The sequence below is a fragment of the Streptomyces sp. NPDC043854 genome (assembly GCF_056436005.1).
This window is the reverse complement of sequence record NZ_JBWKDK010000036.1, coordinates 1-15,864: the sequence shown is the minus strand read 5'-3', so window position 1 is coordinate 15,864 and position 15,864 is coordinate 1. Positions and strand designations below refer to the sequence as shown.

19 protein-coding genes and 3 pseudogenes are annotated in these 15,864 nt (G+C 73.5%); 7 read left to right on the top strand and 15 right to left on the bottom strand.

The window, feature by feature from the left end:
* Positions 1-145: 145 nt before the first annotated feature.
* Positions 146-1,156, bottom strand: coding sequence for an ABC transporter substrate-binding protein (locus AC068A_RS27100; protein ID WP_478588855.1), 1,011 nt, complete (start codon positions 1,154-1,156; stop codon positions 146-148).
* Positions 1,157-1,309: 153 nt separating this feature from the next.
* Here AC068A_RS27100 and AC068A_RS27095 point away from each other — a divergent pair, with 153 nt between their 5' ends.
* From AC068A_RS27095 to AC068A_RS27085, 3 genes are read left to right on the top strand one after another with little or no spacing between them, the layout of a single operon-like run.
* Positions 1,310-2,368 (top strand): FecCD family ABC transporter permease, encoded by a 1,059-nt coding sequence (locus AC068A_RS27095; protein WP_478588906.1) that lies wholly within the window; start codon positions 1,310-1,312, stop codon positions 2,366-2,368.
* Positions 2,365-3,456 (top strand): FecCD family ABC transporter permease, encoded by a 1,092-nt coding sequence (locus AC068A_RS27090; RefSeq protein ID WP_478588854.1) that lies wholly within the window; start codon positions 2,365-2,367, stop codon positions 3,454-3,456. Before AC068A_RS27095 ends, AC068A_RS27090 begins: the two co-directional genes overlap by 4 nt.
* 1 nt (position 3,457) lies before the next feature.
* The gene (locus AC068A_RS27085; RefSeq protein ID WP_478588853.1) at positions 3,458-4,318 is read left to right on the top strand and encodes an ABC transporter ATP-binding protein; all 861 of its coding nucleotides are present in this window, start codon (positions 3,458-3,460) and stop codon (positions 4,316-4,318) included.
* A 130-nt stretch (positions 4,319-4,448) separates the two neighbouring features.
* Here the strand turns inward: AC068A_RS27085 and AC068A_RS27080 are convergent, their stop codons facing one another.
* The 6 genes and pseudogenes from AC068A_RS27080 to AC068A_RS27055 all read right to left on the bottom strand — a co-directional run bounded on the left by AC068A_RS27080 (position 4,449) and on the right by AC068A_RS27055 (position 7,468).
* Positions 4,449-5,447, bottom strand: coding sequence for a zinc-dependent alcohol dehydrogenase family protein (locus AC068A_RS27080; protein WP_478588905.1), 999 nt, complete (start codon positions 5,445-5,447; stop codon positions 4,449-4,451).
* A 35-nt stretch (positions 5,448-5,482) separates the two neighbouring features.
* Positions 5,483-5,602, bottom strand: coding sequence for a hypothetical protein (locus AC068A_RS27075; RefSeq protein WP_478588904.1), 120 nt, complete (start codon positions 5,600-5,602; stop codon positions 5,483-5,485).
* A gap of 175 nt (positions 5,603-5,777) precedes the next feature.
* Positions 5,778-5,843, bottom strand: a pseudogene (locus AC068A_RS27070) (hypothetical protein); the annotation flags it as partial.
* A 59-nt stretch (positions 5,844-5,902) separates the two neighbouring features.
* Positions 5,903-6,712 (bottom strand): VOC family protein, encoded by an 810-nt coding sequence (locus tag AC068A_RS27065; RefSeq protein WP_478588852.1) that lies wholly within the window; start codon positions 6,710-6,712, stop codon positions 5,903-5,905.
* A 43-nt stretch (positions 6,713-6,755) separates the two neighbouring features.
* Positions 6,756-6,890: an Hsp20 family protein gene (locus AC068A_RS27060; RefSeq protein ID WP_478588903.1), complete on the bottom strand. Its 135-nt coding sequence runs from the start codon at positions 6,888-6,890 to the stop codon at positions 6,756-6,758.
* Positions 6,891-7,192: 302 nt separating this feature from the next.
* Complete coding sequence (locus tag AC068A_RS27055) at positions 7,193-7,468, bottom strand: isoamylase early set domain-containing protein (protein ID WP_478588851.1); 276 nt, start codon at positions 7,466-7,468, stop codon at positions 7,193-7,195.
* A 232-nt stretch (positions 7,469-7,700) separates the two neighbouring features.
* Between AC068A_RS27055 and AC068A_RS27050 the strand changes: the two are divergent.
* Positions 7,701-7,847 (top strand): annotated as a pseudogene (locus AC068A_RS27050) (nicotinate phosphoribosyltransferase); the annotation flags it as partial.
* 1 nt (position 7,848) lies between these two features.
* On the opposite strand, the gene AC068A_RS27045 reads toward AC068A_RS27050, so the two are convergent.
* From AC068A_RS27045 to rpmG, 5 genes are all read right to left on the bottom strand, one after another.
* Positions 7,849-9,102 carry a hypothetical protein gene (locus tag AC068A_RS27045; protein WP_478588850.1) on the bottom strand — a complete coding sequence of 418 codons (1,254 nt, stop codon included), beginning with the start codon at positions 9,100-9,102 and terminating at the stop codon, positions 7,849-7,851.
* Between the two features lie 383 nt (positions 9,103-9,485).
* The gene (rpsR, locus tag AC068A_RS27040) at positions 9,486-9,722 is read right to left on the bottom strand and encodes a 30S ribosomal protein S18 (protein ID WP_478588849.1); all 237 of its coding nucleotides are present in this window, start codon (positions 9,720-9,722) and stop codon (positions 9,486-9,488) included.
* Between the two features lie 71 nt (positions 9,723-9,793).
* Positions 9,794-10,945 (bottom strand): CobW family GTP-binding protein, encoded by a 1,152-nt coding sequence (locus AC068A_RS27035; protein ID WP_478588848.1) that lies wholly within the window; start codon positions 10,943-10,945, stop codon positions 9,794-9,796.
* Complete coding sequence (locus tag AC068A_RS27030; protein ID WP_150206900.1) at positions 10,945-11,190, bottom strand: type B 50S ribosomal protein L31; 246 nt, start codon at positions 11,188-11,190, stop codon at positions 10,945-10,947. Before AC068A_RS27030 ends, AC068A_RS27035 begins: the two co-directional genes overlap by 1 nt.
* Before the next feature lie 42 nt (positions 11,191-11,232).
* On the bottom strand, positions 11,233-11,397 hold the full coding sequence (gene rpmG / locus AC068A_RS27025) for a 50S ribosomal protein L33 (protein WP_099198435.1): 165 nt from the start codon (positions 11,395-11,397) through the stop codon (positions 11,233-11,235).
* A gap of 67 nt (positions 11,398-11,464) precedes the next feature.
* Between rpmG and rpmB the strand changes: the two genes are divergently transcribed.
* Together rpmB and rpsN are read left to right on the top strand one after the other, a co-directional pair.
* Positions 11,465-11,701 carry a 50S ribosomal protein L28 gene (rpmB, locus tag AC068A_RS27020; RefSeq protein ID WP_478588847.1) on the top strand — a complete coding sequence of 79 codons (237 nt, stop codon included), beginning with the start codon at positions 11,465-11,467 and terminating at the stop codon, positions 11,699-11,701.
* Complete coding sequence (gene rpsN / locus AC068A_RS27015; protein WP_478588846.1) at positions 11,701-12,006, top strand: 30S ribosomal protein S14; 306 nt, start codon at positions 11,701-11,703, stop codon at positions 12,004-12,006. Before rpmB ends, rpsN begins: the two co-directional genes overlap by 1 nt.
* Positions 12,007-12,334: 328 nt before the next feature.
* Here the strand turns inward: rpsN and AC068A_RS27010 are convergent, their stop codons facing one another.
* The gene (locus AC068A_RS27010; RefSeq protein WP_478588845.1) at positions 12,335-12,832 is read right to left on the bottom strand and encodes an AMP-binding enzyme; all 498 of its coding nucleotides are present in this window, start codon (positions 12,830-12,832) and stop codon (positions 12,335-12,337) included.
* 91 nt (positions 12,833-12,923) lie between these two features.
* Entirely contained in the window at positions 12,924-13,757 is an 834-nt protein-coding gene (locus tag AC068A_RS27005; protein ID WP_478588844.1) for an OAM dimerization domain-containing protein, read from the bottom strand.
* A 96-nt stretch (positions 13,758-13,853) separates the two neighbouring features.
* On the opposite strand from AC068A_RS27005, the gene AC068A_RS27000 reads away from it, so the two are divergent.
* Positions 13,854-15,356 (top strand): DUF6777 domain-containing protein, encoded by a 1,503-nt coding sequence (locus AC068A_RS27000; RefSeq protein ID WP_478588843.1) that lies wholly within the window; start codon positions 13,854-13,856, stop codon positions 15,354-15,356.
* A 106-nt stretch (positions 15,357-15,462) separates the two neighbouring features.
* Here the strand turns inward: AC068A_RS27000 and AC068A_RS26995 are convergent.
* Positions 15,463-15,864, bottom strand: a pseudogene (locus AC068A_RS26995) (hypothetical protein); the annotation flags it as partial.

Sequence of the window (15,864 nt, the reverse complement as noted above, 5' to 3'; positions counted from 1 at the left end):
GCCACACCTCGAATCGGCCCAGGACACTATGGCCGCCCCCATCCGACGATAGCCCCTCTGCGCGAGGAGGAGCGGGCCGGCCGTGGCCGAACCGCTCCCCACCGCAATCGCGGCCTGCCCGCCGGAACCGGCCCTCGCCCGGCGGCTACTTCGCGGGGTCGACCTGGAAGGCCTTCGCTATGTCGTCGAGCATCTGGTCGGCGCCCTGGAGCGACACCGAGGTCATCCAGGTGGCATCCGCCACCTCGTGGACGTTGCCCTTCTGCACCGCGTTCAGGCGCTGCCACAGCGGGTTGGCGAGGAACTTCCCCTTGCGCTCCTCACCGCCGGAGAAGGTCGTCATGAAGATGTGGTCGGCATCGGCCTGCTGGATCTGCTCCTCGCTGATCTCGATGCTGAACTCCTTCTGGTCCTGCTGGTTCGCCGGCCGGGCCAGGCCCATGTCGGTCAGCACGATGCCGCTGAAGGTCTTGGGCAGGTAGACGCGCGTCGGCCCGTCGAGGAAGCGGACCACCGAGAAGGTGGGCTTGCCGTTCGCCCCGCCGCCCTTGGCGTTGACGGCGTCACCGATCTTCTTGGCGCGGGTCTCGTACGCCGTGAGCTTGGCCTTCGCCTTCTCCTCCGCGCCCAGGGCCTGACCGAGGAGGGTGATGTTCTCCTTCCAGATCGGGCCGGTGGTCTTGACGAAGACGGTCGGGGCGATCTTGCTCAGCTGGTCGTAGAGGTCCGCGTGGCGCACGGTGGCCGACACGATCAGGTCCGGCTTGAGCGCCGCGATCTGCTCCAGGTTCGGGCTGTCGAGCGGACCGACGTCCTTGGTGTCCTTGACCGCGTCGCCCAGGTAGGCGGGGAAGCCCTTCTGGTCACGGTACGATCCGATGCCGCCGACCAGCGGGGTCTCCAGCGCGACCACGGCCTCGACCAGGCTGTTGTCCAGCGCCACCACGCGCTTGGGCTTGGCCTTGAGTTCAGTGCTGCCCTTGTCGTGGGCGATGGTGCGCGGGAAGCCGGCGTCGGATGCGGCGGCCGTCGCCTGGTCCGCGGCCGACTTCTCGTCACCGCCGCCGCCGCAGGCGGCAAGCGAGAAGGCCAGGGCCGCCGTCAGGACGGCGGCGGCGATCCGGCCGGGCCGGCGGCGCTGAGTGAGGGTGTTCATCGGAGTCTCCCATGAGCGGACACAGACAAATAAACTTAGGCAAGGCTTACCTTCATAAGGGCAGCGTAAGAATAACGCCCCTTCGTGGCCGGATCCCCACGGGGGGTGGCCGAAGTCCGGGGTTAGGCATGCCTTACCTTGGGACGTGTGTCTGTGAAGCCCGCCACCACACGACCGGCCTTGCCGGCCCGCCCCGATCCCCCCTCCCCGCCACGCGTCGCCACGCGCCTCACGACCACGGCGGTGCTGCTCGCCGCCGTGGTCGCCGCAGGATGCGCCTCACTCGCGATCGGCACCAAGTCCATACCGCTCTCGGACGTGTGGGCCGCGCTCGGCGGCGACACGGACGGCGACGCCGTCGTGATCCGTGAACTGCGCATGCCGCGCACCCTCTTGGGGCTGCTCGTCGGCCTGGCACTGGGGGCCGCCGGGGCCGTGGCCCAGGACATCACCCGCAACCCGCTCGGGGACCCCGGCCTGATCGGTATCAGCGCGGGCGGCTCGTTCGCGGTCGCCGCGAGCATCGGAGCACTGGGGCTGACCAGTTCGTACCAGTACATCTGGTTCGCCTTCCTGGGCGGGGCGCTGGCCGGACTGCTCGCGTACGCGGTCGGCGGCACCGGCCACGGCGGCGCCACCCCTGCCAAACTGGCCCTGGCGGGCGCGGCCGTGACCGTACTGCTCGACGCCGGGACCAACACCCTGATCCTCCTCGACGTCCGCACCCTGGACCAGTACCGCTTCTGGGCCGTGGGCTCCCTCGCGGGCCGCGACCCCGGACTGGGCCTGGAACTCCTGCCGTTCGTCGCCGTCGGACTCCTGCTGGCCCTCGGGCTCAGCGGGCGCCTCAACTCCCTCGCCCTCGGCGACGATCTCGCCACCAGCCTCGGCACCCCGGTAAGGGCCACCCGGGCGCTCGGCGCGCTCGCGGTCATCCTGCTCACCGGCGCCGCCGTCGCCGCGGCCGGTCCCGTCACCTTCGTCGGCCTGGTCGTGCCCCATGTCGTACGGGCCTTCACCGGGCCCGACGCCCGCTGGCTGGTGCCCTGTTCGGCGCTGGGCGGAGCGACCCTGATGCTGACGGCCGATGTGGTCGGCCGGATGGTGGCCCGACCCGGTGAACTGGAGGCCGGGGTGGTCACCGCCCTCCTCGGCGCCCCGTTCCTCGCGCTCCTGGTCAAGCGCGGCAAGCTCAAGGAGCACACCCGATGAGCACCGTGCGCCCCCTGAACCCCAGGAAGCCCCTGGATCCGTGGCGGTTCGAGGCCGGGCCGGTCGGGGTGTCCCTGCGGCCGCGGGTCGCTCTCACCGTCCTGGCCCTCGCCGCGACCGGCTTCGCGGCGCTCGTCGCCTCCGTCTCCCTGGGCACGTACGCCATCCCGGTGGGCGAGGTCCTGGGGGCCGTGTTCGGCTCCGGCGACGGCGCCGCCGACCTGATCATCCATCAACTGCGGCTGCCCCGGGCGCTGACCGCCCTGCTCGTCGGAGCCGCCTTCGGCCTCGCGGGCGCGGTCTACCAGGCCGTCACCCGCAATCCGCTCGCCAGCCCCGATCTCATCGGCATCGCGGCGGGCTCCGGCGCGGGCGCGGTCGGCGCCATCCTGATCGGCGGGGTCACCGCGGCCGGAGCCGGAACCTTCGGCGCGGTGCCGTTCGGCGCGCTCGCCGGTGCCCTGCTCACCTCCGGCGCCATCTACCTGCTGGCGTACCGCGACGGCACCATCACCGGCTACCGGTTCGTCCTCGTCGGCCTCGCCGCGAACGGCGCCCTCCTCGCGCTCACCCGCTGGATGCTCGCCCGCGCCGACATCGACCAGGCCTCCCGGGCCATGGTCTGGCTCACCGGCAGCCTCAACGGCCGCGGCTACGAGCACGTCCAGTGGGCCGGGACCGCTCTGGCCGTGCTGCTGCCGCTCACCCTGGCGCTGGCCCGCCCGTACGCGCTGCTCCAGTACGACGACGACACCGCGCGCGGCCTCGGCATCCCGCTGCGGCACGCCCGGATCGCCCTGCTGGTCCTGGCCACGTGCCTGACCGCGCTGGCCACGTCGGCCGCCGGGCCCATCGCCTTCATCGCCCTCGGCGCCCCGCAGATCGCCCGGCGACTGACGGGCACGGCCGGCATCCCGCTGGTCGGCAGCGCGCTCACCGGCGCCGTGCTGCTGATCCTCGCCGACCTCGCCGCCCGGCTCGCCCTGGCGCCGACCGAGCTGCCGGTCGGCGTCCTCACCGGCGCCGTGGGCGCCCCGTACCTGCTGCTGCTCCTCGCCCGGGCCAACCGGGCCGGAAAGGGAGGCTGACATGGCCGACTCCACCGCCACATCGCCCGCCGGCGTACCCGGCGCCGCACCCGCCTCCGCGCCCGCCACCGCGCTCCACGGCAACGGCCTGCGGCTGGGCTACGGCGACCGGATCGTCGCCGAGGAGCTCGAACTGCCGGTCCCGGCCGGGAAGGTCACTGCCCTCGTCGGCCCCAACGCGTGCGGCAAGTCGACCGCCTTGCGCGCCCTGGCCCGGCTGCTGAAACCGGTCGGCGGAACAGTCCTGCTCGACGGCGAGGACATCGCCACCATGTCCGCACGCGAGTTCGCGCTGCGCCTCGCCCTGTTGCCGCAGACCCCCAGCGCCCCGGACGGCATCACCGTACGGGACCTGGTGGCCCGCGGCCGCACCCCGCACCAGCGCTGGTGGCGGCAGTGGTCCTCGACGGACGAGGCGGCCGTGGGCGCAGCCCTGGCGGCGACCGGCGCGGCAGAGCTCGCGCACCGCTCGATCGACGAACTCTCCGGCGGCCAGCGCCAGCGCGTGTGGATCGCCATGGCCCTCGCCCAGGACACCCCCGTCCTGCTGCTGGACGAGCCGACCACCTACCTCGACCTCGCCCACCAGGTCGATGTCCTCGAACTCGTCGCAGGACTCAACCGCACGGAAGGCCGCACGGTGGTGATGGTCCTGCACGAACTGAACCTCGCCTGCCGCTACGCCGACCACCTCGTCGCGATGCGCGACGGCCGCGTGGTCGCCGCCGGGGCGCCGGCCGAGATCGTCACCCCGGACCTGGTCCAGGAGGTCTTCGGCCTGCGCGCGGCGGTCATCCCGTGCCCGGTGGCCGGCACCCCGCTGGTGATCCCCGAGGGCGGGCGGAGGGCCGAACCGGTCTGAGCGGGCCACACCGCGGCGCGGGCCGCGTGCGCGCCGCGCGGGTCACCGACTGCGCGGGTCATCGGCTGCGCTGGTGGAGTACACCGGCATCGCCCCCACCGCCGTCCGTGACCGCGCAGCCGGGAAGTGGTCACGCCCCGGGCATGCGCAGGACTGCCGCGCCGTGGACCCGGCCCGCGGCGAGGTCGTCCAGCGCCGTGTCGGCCTGCGCGAAGTCGTAGCGGGTGAGTGTCGGCCGCAGCCGGTGCTCGGCTGCCGCAGCGAGGAACGCCCGGCCGTCTTCGCGGGTGTTGGCGGTGACGCTGCGGACGGTGCGCTCGCGGAAGAGGTGGCGCTGGTAGTCCAGTGGCGGGATGTCGGAGAGGTGGATCCCCGCGATGCTCAGCGTTCCGCCGCTGTCCAGTGCCTCCAGGGCCACGGGGACGAGGGCGCCGTCGGGGGCGAAGAGGACCGCGGCGTCCAGCGGCTCCGGCGGACCCGCGTCGGCGTCGCCCGCCGAGGCGGCGCCGAGCTCCAGGGCCAGCGCCCGGGCGGCCGGCGAGCGGGTGAGCACGTGGACGGTGGCGCCCTGCGCGACGGCGAGCTGCGTCGTGAGGTGGGCGGAGGCGCCGAAGCCGTACACGCCGAGGTGGCCGCCCGCGGGGAGGCCGGCGCGGCGCAGGGCCCGGTAGCCGATGATCCCCGCGCACAGCAGCGGGGCCAGTTCCTCGGCGCTGTAGCCGGCCGGCAGCTCGTAGGCGTACCGCGCGGGCACGGTGGCGTACTCGGCGTAGCCGCCGTCCGCGTCCCATCCCGTGTACACGGACGCGGGACACAGGTTCTCCCGGCCCCGCGCACAGTGTCGGCACGCACCACACGTGCTGCGCAACCACGGGATGCCGACCCGGGCGCCGAGCTGCGGTCCGGCGATCCCGCTGCCGGTCGCGACGACCTCGCCGACGGCCTCGTGGCCGGGTACGACCCGATCCCGGCGGGGTGGCAGGTCGCCGTCGCGGACGTGTAGATCGGTCCGGCACACACCGCACGCGCGCACCCGGACCAGCAGCTCGTCCGGCGCCGGCACCGGCACCGGCAGCTCGACGCACTCGACCGTCCCCGGTCGGGCGGCGGCAGCGGCCCAGGCCCGCATCATCTTCGGAATCATGCACTCCACTTCGTCTCTGCTCAGCCGTCCGCCGGCGCCTGCCCCGGGGGCTCGGTGACCGATACCCGGGCCGGGCGGAGCAGCCGCGCCCCCACCCGGTATCCGGTGCGCAGGACGGCGGTGCAGACGGGCGCCGCCACCTGGTCGGAGACCTGGTGGTCGACGGCTTCGTGGCGGGCCGGGTCGAAGGGAGGGCGCCGCCACCTGGTCGGAGACCTGGTGGTCGACGGCTTCGTGGCGGGCCGGGTCGAAGGGCTCGCCTGCTGCGCCCACGCGCTCCAGCCCGAGGTCCGCGAGCCGTTCCTCCAGGGCCTCCGCCACGGCCCACAGCCCGCCGTTGACCTCACCGAGCCCGCGGGCCCGTTCGATGGCATCGAGCACGGGCAGGATGCGTTCGGCCGGTTCACCGTGCTCCTCCCTTCCGCCCCCTTCCGGGCCGGTCAGGGGATGACCGGCCCGGGAGCGGTGAGCGACGCGTCCAGGGCGAACAGGGCGCCCTCCGGGTCGCGTACGGTGACCTGCCGTCCGCCGCTCGGCCAGGGGCCGTCCGGGACGATCGCGCCGCCGTGTTCGACTGCCGCCTCAGTGGCCGGCTTCAGGTCGCGGACCTTGAAGTGGGCCAGCCAGCGTGGCCGCAGCTGCGGTTTCGCGGCGGCCTCCTCGACGGGACCGCTGTTGAGGCGTGCCACGGCGTGGCCGTCGTGTCGCAGGACGACCTGGTCCTGCTCGTACGACACCTCGCAGTAGCCGTGGCCGCCGTCCGCGGCCCACTGCAGGGCCTCGCCGTAGAAGACGGCGGCGGCGAAGGCGTCCCTGGTGTGCAGCTCCAGCCACGCGGGGGCCGCTCCGTCACCGATCCGCCAGTCGGACAGCACGCCGCCTTCCCAGATCCCGAAGGTCGCGCCCTCGCGATCGGCGGCCAGGGCGGCGCGTCCGCGGGGCGGGTACGGTACGGGGCCGACGGCGACGGTGCCGCCCCGCTCGCGGATCCGGGCCACCGCGTCGTCGGCGTCGTCGACGGCGAAGTACGGGGTCCACGCCACGGGGACGGCGAACTGACTTGCCACGGCGGCGATACCGGCCAACGGGACGCCGTCGGCTTCGGCCACGGAGTACGCCCGGCCGAGGCTGCCGCGCCTGAAGGTCCAGCCGAGCACCGCGTTGTAGAAGCGCTCGGACGCCTCAAGATCACGTGCCGTCAGACTGAGCCAGCACGGTGCGCCCACCGGGCCCGCCGTCACCAGAACCACGGTTTCCTCCTCCCACCGGGCCGCCGAGCCCGCTGCTGCGGGCTCAGGCCGGCTTCTCCGTCCGGCCGCGGCCGCCGGTGATGGGGATCTTGTGATGCGTCTTGCCCCCGGCGGTCTTGGGCACGCGCACCGTCAGGATGCCGTTGTCGAGATCGGCCTCGACATGCTCGCTGTCGATTGTCGTAGTTCGTGATCGTTTCCACTTTGCTCGTCACGGTGAGCGCACGACCACCCGCGCGGGGCGGCCTGGCCGCACGCGTCCTTCACCGAGTGCCTGCCCGCTGCGGCCGTGCCCATGCACGGGGAACGGCCGCATCCACCGGGCGCCCTCCGGGCCGAGGGTGAGGTCGTCCACGACCTGATGCGAGGGCCGAGGACAAGGACCCGCCGACAGGACGGCAGAAATCGCAGAGGTCGGGCAGCCCGGGCTGCCCGGAAACGGGGTCGTCCCTCTATGGACCTGTCCTGAACAGCGGGGTCTCAGGTATGGACTCGGCTGTTGGGGCCGTCCTCGCCATCAGCGGACTCGTCGTTGAACCAGTAGTCGCCGGCAGCCAGGTATCGGAAGGAGTGGCTGGACTCGCGCGGCAGGGCGATCGTCACAGCCCGCGTCATGCCCTTCCTGGCCCGCAGGGGATGGGCGTAAGGGTCCCAGTCGTTGAAGTCACCCACGACACTCACCGGCCCCGGCGGGGTGTCCGCGGGGAGCACGAAGGTGATCTCGGTCCGGTCCTTGCGCTGCTTGCGTTCGAGCACGGCGGTCTCCTGCCGGAAAGATGACGGGCGGCACCATCCTGCGCTCCGTCCGGCCCACCTGCACGCCGACACGGCCGGTGCGGCCACACAACGTGACTCCGCGGATGGCACGAGCCGCCATGCCTTGCGCATCCGCCGCCGGCACGATCGACAGAGCCGGGGGAATCAACCAGGGAAAGGCGGGTAGCCGCCAAGCGGGGGACAGGGAAGCGGTAGACGCGCCCATCAGGACCGGGCGGTGTGGACGATGGCGCACTCCTATATCCAAGCCTTCGGGGACGAGGAGCAGGCGTTCCGGGCGTTCGCCCGCACCCGTCCGGGGCCGGTGACCTTCCTCGTGGACACGTACGACACCGGAAGCGGGGTCGAGACCGCAGCGGCTACTCCCACCCATCCGTTCCCACCGGGCCCGGCCCCACACCCGGCACCGCCCACCCACCCCTTCCCCACCGACCCCCATGCACCCGAGCCGGAGCCGCCGCCCTCACCGGAACCCGACCGGGAACCCGGGCCACGACCGGCACCCGCACCACCACCGTCCTGAAGGGGACAGGAGCGGGAAGACCACCATGGGCACGCCTCCCAACGGCCCCCGTACCTCCCAGCCCCGGACCGGTACCGGCCCCGAGCCCGTCGCTGACGGCTCGGCGCCTCGTTCGGCTAGCGTTGCAGTTGCTGGGACATGACGAGTCTGACGTTTCGGAGTCGTGTCTCGGCGTTCGTGTGTGCGGCCTTGGCCACGAGACGGCCGCCGGCTGCCTGGGCCCGGGGTGTGGCGGCGCGCCGGAGGGCTGTCCGGGGTAGGGCTGCGGCGCGTACGGCTGGAGCGGGTACTGCTGTGGGATGGGCGGTACGCCGAGGGGCGCGGGTGCCGGGCCCTGCGGGGGAACACCCGGTACTGCCGCCGCTGCCGCGCCTGCGCAGCGAGGGGCACCAGCTCGGCGAGCGCGGTCGGCTCCTCCGTCGTTCTCGGCGGCCCGGACCCATTGGCGCAGGGTGTTCAGTCCGGACGCAGAGCACATGGGGTCGTTGAGGACGCTCCGCCACAGTGCGGCGATGGCGTGGCGCAGCACCGCTCCGTCCGTGCCGGGTTTCGGATCGGCGCGCCCGAACAGGTCGAGCAGGAGAGGGCGGCCCGTGCCCGCGGGCCCGTCCGCGGGACCGCAGGCGTGGACCATGGCACGCAGCGCGAACTGCCTGGTGGCGCCGTGGGTGAGGGTCACGAGCGCGCCCCACAGGTCGGCGGCCGTGTCCCAGTCGTCGCCTGCGGCCGCCTCCTGCCCGGCGGCGAGCAGCAGCGCGGCGGCGGACTGGGCGAGGTCGTTGAGCTCCTCCGCCCAGCCGCGTGCGGGCCCGCCCCGGGTCTCCATTCCGCGTACGGCGTCGATCAGCGCGGCGAGCGCCTCCCGGGGAAAGGCGTCCCCGACCAGGGCGTAGCTGCGGACAGCGGTCCAGCGCAGCCGGTGGTCCGCGGCGGTGCACCACTGCGCGAGGATCCGGGAGATGCGCGGGGCGCCCAGGTGGTGGGCGAGGGCCAGCGCGTTGGCCGCCGCGAGCCGGGCGCGCAGCCGCTGGTCCGCCGGCCAGGAGCGGATGAGGAGCGCCATGGCCGACGGCAGGTCGGCCTCGGCCATGACGGCGGAGGGCGAGCCGCTCCTGCACCGTGAGGGAGGCGAACTGCACGCGCCGCCGGTCGCTGTCGCGGGTGGGGTCGGCGGTCAGGGCGAGTAACTTCCGGGCGATGACCGGTCGTTCGTCGAGAAGGGCGCCGAACCGGCCGGCGGGGACGGCGAGCGAGCGCCTCGTACCCGTTGGGTGCCGCGGAGGTCACCTTGGCCGAGCCGGAGAGGATGACCAGGACGCGGGTCGAGGGTTCGTGCTCCCGCAGCAGGGGGCGGGCGGGGAGAGACAGTTGATGCAGTTCGCGCGTGCGGTGGGCTCGTCGGTGTCGGGGCAGGTGGAGACCGGGTCGGCCGAGTAGGCCCCCGGCGCATCCGGGGATGCGCCGGGGCGGCCGTCAGCGAACGGCGTACGGCAGCAGGGCCATCTCCCGCGCGTTCTTGACGGCGGTGGCGAGGGCCCGCTGCTGCTGGGCCGTCACGCGGGTGACCCGCCGGCTGCGGATCTTCCCCCGGTCGGAGATGAACTTCCGCAGCAGGTCGGTGTCCTTGTAGTCGATGTACGTGATCCCGGCCGCGTCGAGCGGGTTGGGCCGGGACTTGGCGGGCTTGCGGATGTCGTGGCGTCGGGCCATGTCGGTATCCCCTTGCAGGAAGGTTTCGTCACGGTCGTGCCGGGCCGTGACCGGGTCGTATGTGGTGGGTGTCAGGCAGCGTCGAGGAGGGAGTCGAAGGCTGCGGGCAGGTGTTTCCATGCCTCACGCCCCGACGCGTACTCCGCGTCCGTCAGCAGGCAGGAATCGAGGAGTCTCTCCAGACCGTCGCGGTCGAGGCCGGGCGAGGTGAAGACGAGGTGCTGGCAGCAGTCGCCGTGCTCGGGGTGCCAGTCGAGCGCGGCCGCCGCCCGTCGCATGGGAGGGACCATGTCCCATGCCGCGTCCGGCAGCGATGCCAGCCACGGCCCGGCGCTCTCCACGCACAGGGCCCCGCCGGCCGCGTCCCAGGCGAGCAGGGTGTCGGGGCGGTCGGCGAGCCAGAACCGGCCGCGGCTGCGCGCGGCGGCGCAGCACAGGTCTTCCAGTGCCTGGTAGAGGCGTTCCGGATGGAACGGCCTGCGGCGGTGCCACACGAACGTGGCGACGCCGGCCTCGTCGGCGTCCTGGGGCAGGAGCGCACACGCGGGGTGCTGGGCGGCTGCGGCGGCCTCGACGTCGAAACCGGCGAACGCGGCCCGGGCGAGTTCGACGGAACCGGCCGGTACCCGCAGGGCGGTGGGATGCAGCTGAGCGAGGAGCGCGCGGTCCTCGTCGTCGGCCTCGTCGCTGTCGACGAGGGCGAGGACCGGCGCGTACTCCAGCTGACGAGCCCAGGTGTCCCCGACGGTCCGCTGGTCGGTGGGGGCCGCCGCGAGGCCTGCCTCGGCCAGGTCGTCGCCGTTGCCGAGACAGGGCAGGACGAGTGCGGGGTCCACAGCTGTGATCACGTTCGTCAGGACGAGCCGGTCCCCGCCGTGCCCGGCGATGACCTCGGCCATGGCCTTCGGTTCGACCGAGTCCCACAGCTCGACCACGGCGAGCCGGGTCAGGCCGCCGTCCGCCATCCGTTCCAGCTCCGGCACCAGGTCCTCGCGCAGTGCGCAGCACGCGCAGTCGTTGACCAGCGGCGTGTCACCGGTGGAGAGGGTGCCGGAGGCGTCGCGGATCACGCGGAGCACGGTGCCGTCGGGCGCCCCGGCCAGATCGTGGTGCAGTGCCACGCTCCCTTGTACGCACTGGAGAAGGCGTTCGACGACCTCCTTGCGTGCCTCGGCGTGCATCCCGGCGACGATCACGACGGGGAGCTGGTGCTCGCGGTCCATCACCGGGTTCCGTAGCGGCGCTGGAACTTCTCGACGCGGCCGGCGGTGTCGAGGACGCGGGCGGTGCCCGTGTAGAAGGGGTGGCTCGCGGAGGATATCTCCACGTCGACCACCGGGTAGGTGTTGCCGTCCTCCCAGTCGACGGTCTTGTCGCTGGTCATCGTGGAACGGGTGAGGAAAGCGGTGCCGGAGGCGGTGTCGCGGAAGACGACGGGCCCGTAGGCGGGGTGGATTCCGGGCTTCATGGCGGGGGCCTTTCGGTGGTGGTCGGGCGGGGCTGCCGGGGGTCAGCGTTCTTCGCGGAAGTCGACGTGGCGGCCGACGACGGGGTCGTACTTGCGCAGCACCAGGCGGTCGGGGTCGTTGCGGCGGTTCTTGCGGGTGACGTAGGTGAACCCAGTGCCTGCCGTGGAGCGGAGCTTGATGACCGGACGGATCTCGTTGCGTGCCATGCCGCTACTATATGGCAATGGTTTCCATTTCCAACAAGCATGCCCATTGAGAGAGGCGGCAGCATCCATGGCAGCCCATTGCCAACTGACCGGCGCCAAGCCGGGATTCGGCAACTCCATCTCCCACTCCCACCGGCGCACCTCGCGCCGCTTCGATCCGAACATCCAGCGCAAGCGCTACTGGCTGCCCAGCGAGGGGCGCCACGTCCGGCTGACGCTGAGCGCCAAGGCCGTCAAGACGGTGGACGCGATCGGCATCGAGGCCGCCGTGGCCCGGATCCGCGCCCAGGGAGGGAAGGTCTGATGGCGAAGAAGAGCAAGATCGCGCAGAACGAGAAGCGGAAGGAGATCGTGGCGCGGTACGCCGCCCGGCGGGCCGAGCTGAAGGAGATCATCCGCCGGCCTTCCGCCACGGCGGCCGAACGGGAGGCCGCCCTGGCGGAGCTGCGCCGGCAGCCGCGCGATGCCAGCGCCACCCGGGTACGCAACCGCGACGGCGTGGACGGCCGCCCCCGCGGCTACCTGCGCAGGTTCGGGCTCTCCCGCGTGCGGACCCGGCAGCAGGCGCACGCGGGATTCCTGCCGGGAGTGACCAAGTCCTCCTGGTAGTCGGCACACGGCGAGGCGGTGGCGGCGCGCCGTGCCGGCGCGCCGGCCCGTGTCCTCGGACGCTCCTCCGCCGCCTCGCCCTTCTCGGCCGGGGTCGCCTCGGCCAGGCCGTGCAGCCGGTCGGCAAGCGCCCCGGCGAAAGCCGAGCCCACGGCCGGGGCGACCGGCCCCGGCCCGCCGGCCGGCGCGCGCTCCGCCTGGCTGCGGGCGCGCAGATCGCGGCGCAGGTGTCGACGGCGCGCGCCGGGGCGCCGGGCAGGGCCTGGGTGATCGGGATGCGGCGGTCGGCGGTGAAGCCGCCGCAGACACCGCGGCACCCGCCCGGCGGTTACGCGGCCAGGGCCGCGCGGTCGAGCTTGCCGTGCGGGGTCACCGGCAGCCGGTCCAGGTGGCGGACGTGCTGCGGCACCATGTGGGCCGGCAGGCGCTCGGCGAAGGCCGTGCGGACCGCGGCCGCGCGCACGGTGTCGGGGTCGGCGACGACACAGGCGGTGAGCGCCTGGTCGCCGTGGCCGTCCCGGGTCACCAGGCAGGCCGCACCGGAGACGCCCGGCAGTGCGCGCAGCGCCGACTCGATCTCGCCCAGCTCGATGCGGAAACCGCGCAGCTTGACCTGGCCGTCCTGGCGGCCGGCGTAGTAGAGCAGGCCCTCGCCACCGGCGACCGCCCAGCCGCCGCTGCGGTAGTACCCGGCCGGTGCCGTCCCCGGCGTCGACGAAGCGTGCCGCGGTGAGGTCGGGGCGCTCCAGGTACCCGTGGCTGACGCCGGTGCCGCCGACGCACATCTCGCCCGGCTCGCCGACCGGCACGGGCCGCCCCTCGGCATCGCGCGATTCTCCAGCTGGACGTTGCGGGGCGGGCGAAGGGCGGAAGCCGTCCGCGGAAGCGGTCGTCCGCGGAAGCGGCGGCGGGGACCGTCAGACGATGCCCTCCAGGACGGCGGCGGGTACGGGCGCGGGCCCGGGGGACGCGGCCGGGACCAGGGCGTGCACCAGGTAGCTCGCCACGTCCCCCGGGGTGGTGCCGCGGCCGAAGATCCGGTCGGCGCCGAGCGTGGCGGCCGAGGCCACCTCGAAGCGGGGCCCGCCCACGACCAGCAGCGGCCGCTCGTGGTCGGCGAACTCGGCCCGCAGTTCCGCGCTCAGCTCGCGTACGTTGGTGAGGTGCGCGTCCCGCTGGGTGACGGCCTGCGACACCAGGACCGCGTCGGCCCGCTCGGCGCGCGCCCGGCGCACCAGTTCCTCGACCGGCACCTGCGCGCCCAGGTTGAGCACGCGCATCGCTTTGTAGTATTCGAGGCCCTTCTCGCCCGCGAACCCCTTGATGTTGAGGATGGCGTCGATGCCGACGGTGTGCGCGTTCGTGCCGATGCAGGCGCCGATCACAACGAGTTTGCGGCCGAGCCCGTCGCGGATCGCCGCGTCCGCCTCCTTCGCGGACAGCAGCGGATAGTCGCGCTCCGTCACGTGCACCTCAGCGAGGTCCACGGCGTGGGGCACGGCCCCGTACACGACGAAGAAGCTGAAGTCGGTGCCGCCGACGGCCTTGCTGTGCACGAGCAGCGGGCGCTCCATCCCCATGCGGCGGGCGAGTTGGAGCGCGGCGCCCTCGGCGCGCGGGCCGTGCGGCGCGCTCGAACAGCCGCGCGTGGGCAGCGTCGAGTTGCGCGCCGCGGGTGTCCGTGCAGTACGCGCTGCGGGGCGGGGGGCCGGACCGGCTCGGCTTGCGGACCCGGCGGTGCCGGAGCTCACAATGAGGGCTAACGGTGTGAAACCCGCGCCAAACGGCCTGAAGCGGTGCCACACCTTCGAGTTGCGCGCATCCCATCCCGGCGGGAAGGGGAGAACGTGAGTTCCGATCCGCGGTCTGAGCGTCCCACGGGCCCGCCTTCCGGGCCCCTTTCCGGCCGCCCTTCCGGCCCGCCGTCAGGACCTCCGCCCCCGCCTCCGCCTCCCGGCGGGCCGGGTGGCCCCGAGCGGCAGCCCGGCGACGGGGAGCGCCCCTGGTGGCGGTCCGTACCCCGGATCGCGGCGATCACCAGTGCCGTCGCCGTCGCCACGGTCCTGGCCGTCGTCCTCACCCGGCCGGGCGGTGGACCCGCCCAGGCCAACGAGGTCATCCTCCAGCCCACGAGCACGACCGGGCCGGACCCGTTCACCCCGTCGACGGCGAACACGAGCACGGCGCTGCCGGCGGCCGCGCCGGTCGGCGCGCCCACCCAGGCCCATGCCATCCGCAGCGTGTCGGGAGGGGAGCCCGGCCTGTACGGCGGGACCCGCAACGGCTCGGCCTGCGACGTGGAGAAGCAGATCCGCTACGTGACCGCCGACGCGAGCAGGCACAACGCCTTCGCCTCCGCGCTGAACATCCAGCCGTCCGCGGTCCCCGGATACCTGCGCTCGCTCACGCCCGTGCAGCTGCGCTCCGACACCCGCGTCACCAACCACGGCTACCGCGACGGCACCTCCACGAGCTACCAATCGGTGCTCCAGTCCGGTACGGCCGTCCTCGTCGACGACTACGGCGAGCCGAAGGTGCGCTGCGCCTGCGGCAATCCGCTGGCCCGGGCGGTCGCCCAGAAGGGCACGCCCAAGCAGGCGGGAACCAGCTGGTCCGGATACCGGCCGCAGAACGTCGTGGTCGTCAACCGCGCAACCACAGTGATCAAGGTCTTCGTCATCCTCGACGCGAAGGACGGGCACTGGGTCCGCCGTCACCCGGGCGACCACCACGGCCGCCGGGACACGAAGACCACGCCCCCGCCGGGACACTGGCCGCTGCCGCTGCCGCCGACGAAGTCGCCCGCCCGCAAGTCACCGGCGACCCTGTCCCCCGGCACCAAGCCCCCGGACACCAAGTCCCCCGGCACCAAATCCCCCGGCACTAAGTCTCCGGGCACTAAGTCTCCGGGCACCAAGTCCCCGGCCACACTGTCCCCCGGCACCAAGTCCCCGGACACCAAGTCCCCCGGCACCAAATCCCCGGACACCAAGTCTCCAGGCACCAAATCCCCGGGCACACAGTCCCCTGGCACCAAGTCCCCGGGCACACAGTCCCCTGGCACCAAGTCCCCGGACACCAAATCCCCCGGCACCAAGTCCCCGGACACCAAATCCCCCGGCACCAAGTCCCCCGCGTCCATGCCCCCGGTGACGAAGGAACCCGGCACCGTGGCGCCCCCGGTGACCAAGGAGCCGGGCACCGCACCGCCGCCGCCCGCACCCGTGACGCCCGACGTCCCGGCCCCCGGGACCGCGGAACCCGTCCCCGAGGCGACCAAGCCCGTCGTCCCCGAGCCCCCGGCGCCCCCGACTGCGGTCGAGCCGCCCGGCAACGAGATCCAGGAGTAGCCGCGCAACCCCGGACGCCGGAGAGGCTGTGGCCTCTCCGGCGTCCGGGGGTTGCGGGCAGCCTCGCCGGGACGGGCTCCCGGGTGCCGTCCGGGGCTGTCGGCCCTCACTTGCCGATCTTTGCCTTCAGCAGCTCCTTCAGGTTCTCCTTGAGCTCCTGCTTGATCAGCTCCTGCTTGGTTACCGTGCCGCCCGTGCCGGTGGCGTCACCGGACACCGCAGTGGCGTCACCCGTGTTGACGGCATCGGCACTCGCGTCGCCGCTGGTGGCATTGCCCGTGCTGACGTCGCAGCCGCCCTCGCAGCCGCCCACGCCGGAATGGGCGCTGCCGCTCTCGGCCTCGCCACCGACCGTCGTGTTCCCGGCGGTCGCGTCGCCACTGGTGCCGATGCCGTCGGCACTGTCGCCCTGGACGAAGGACGCGGCCTGCTGCGGGGCGGCGGCGACCGGGGCGGCCATCGCGGTCGCCGGCAGTGCGATACCGCCACCCACCAGAGCCGCGGAGGC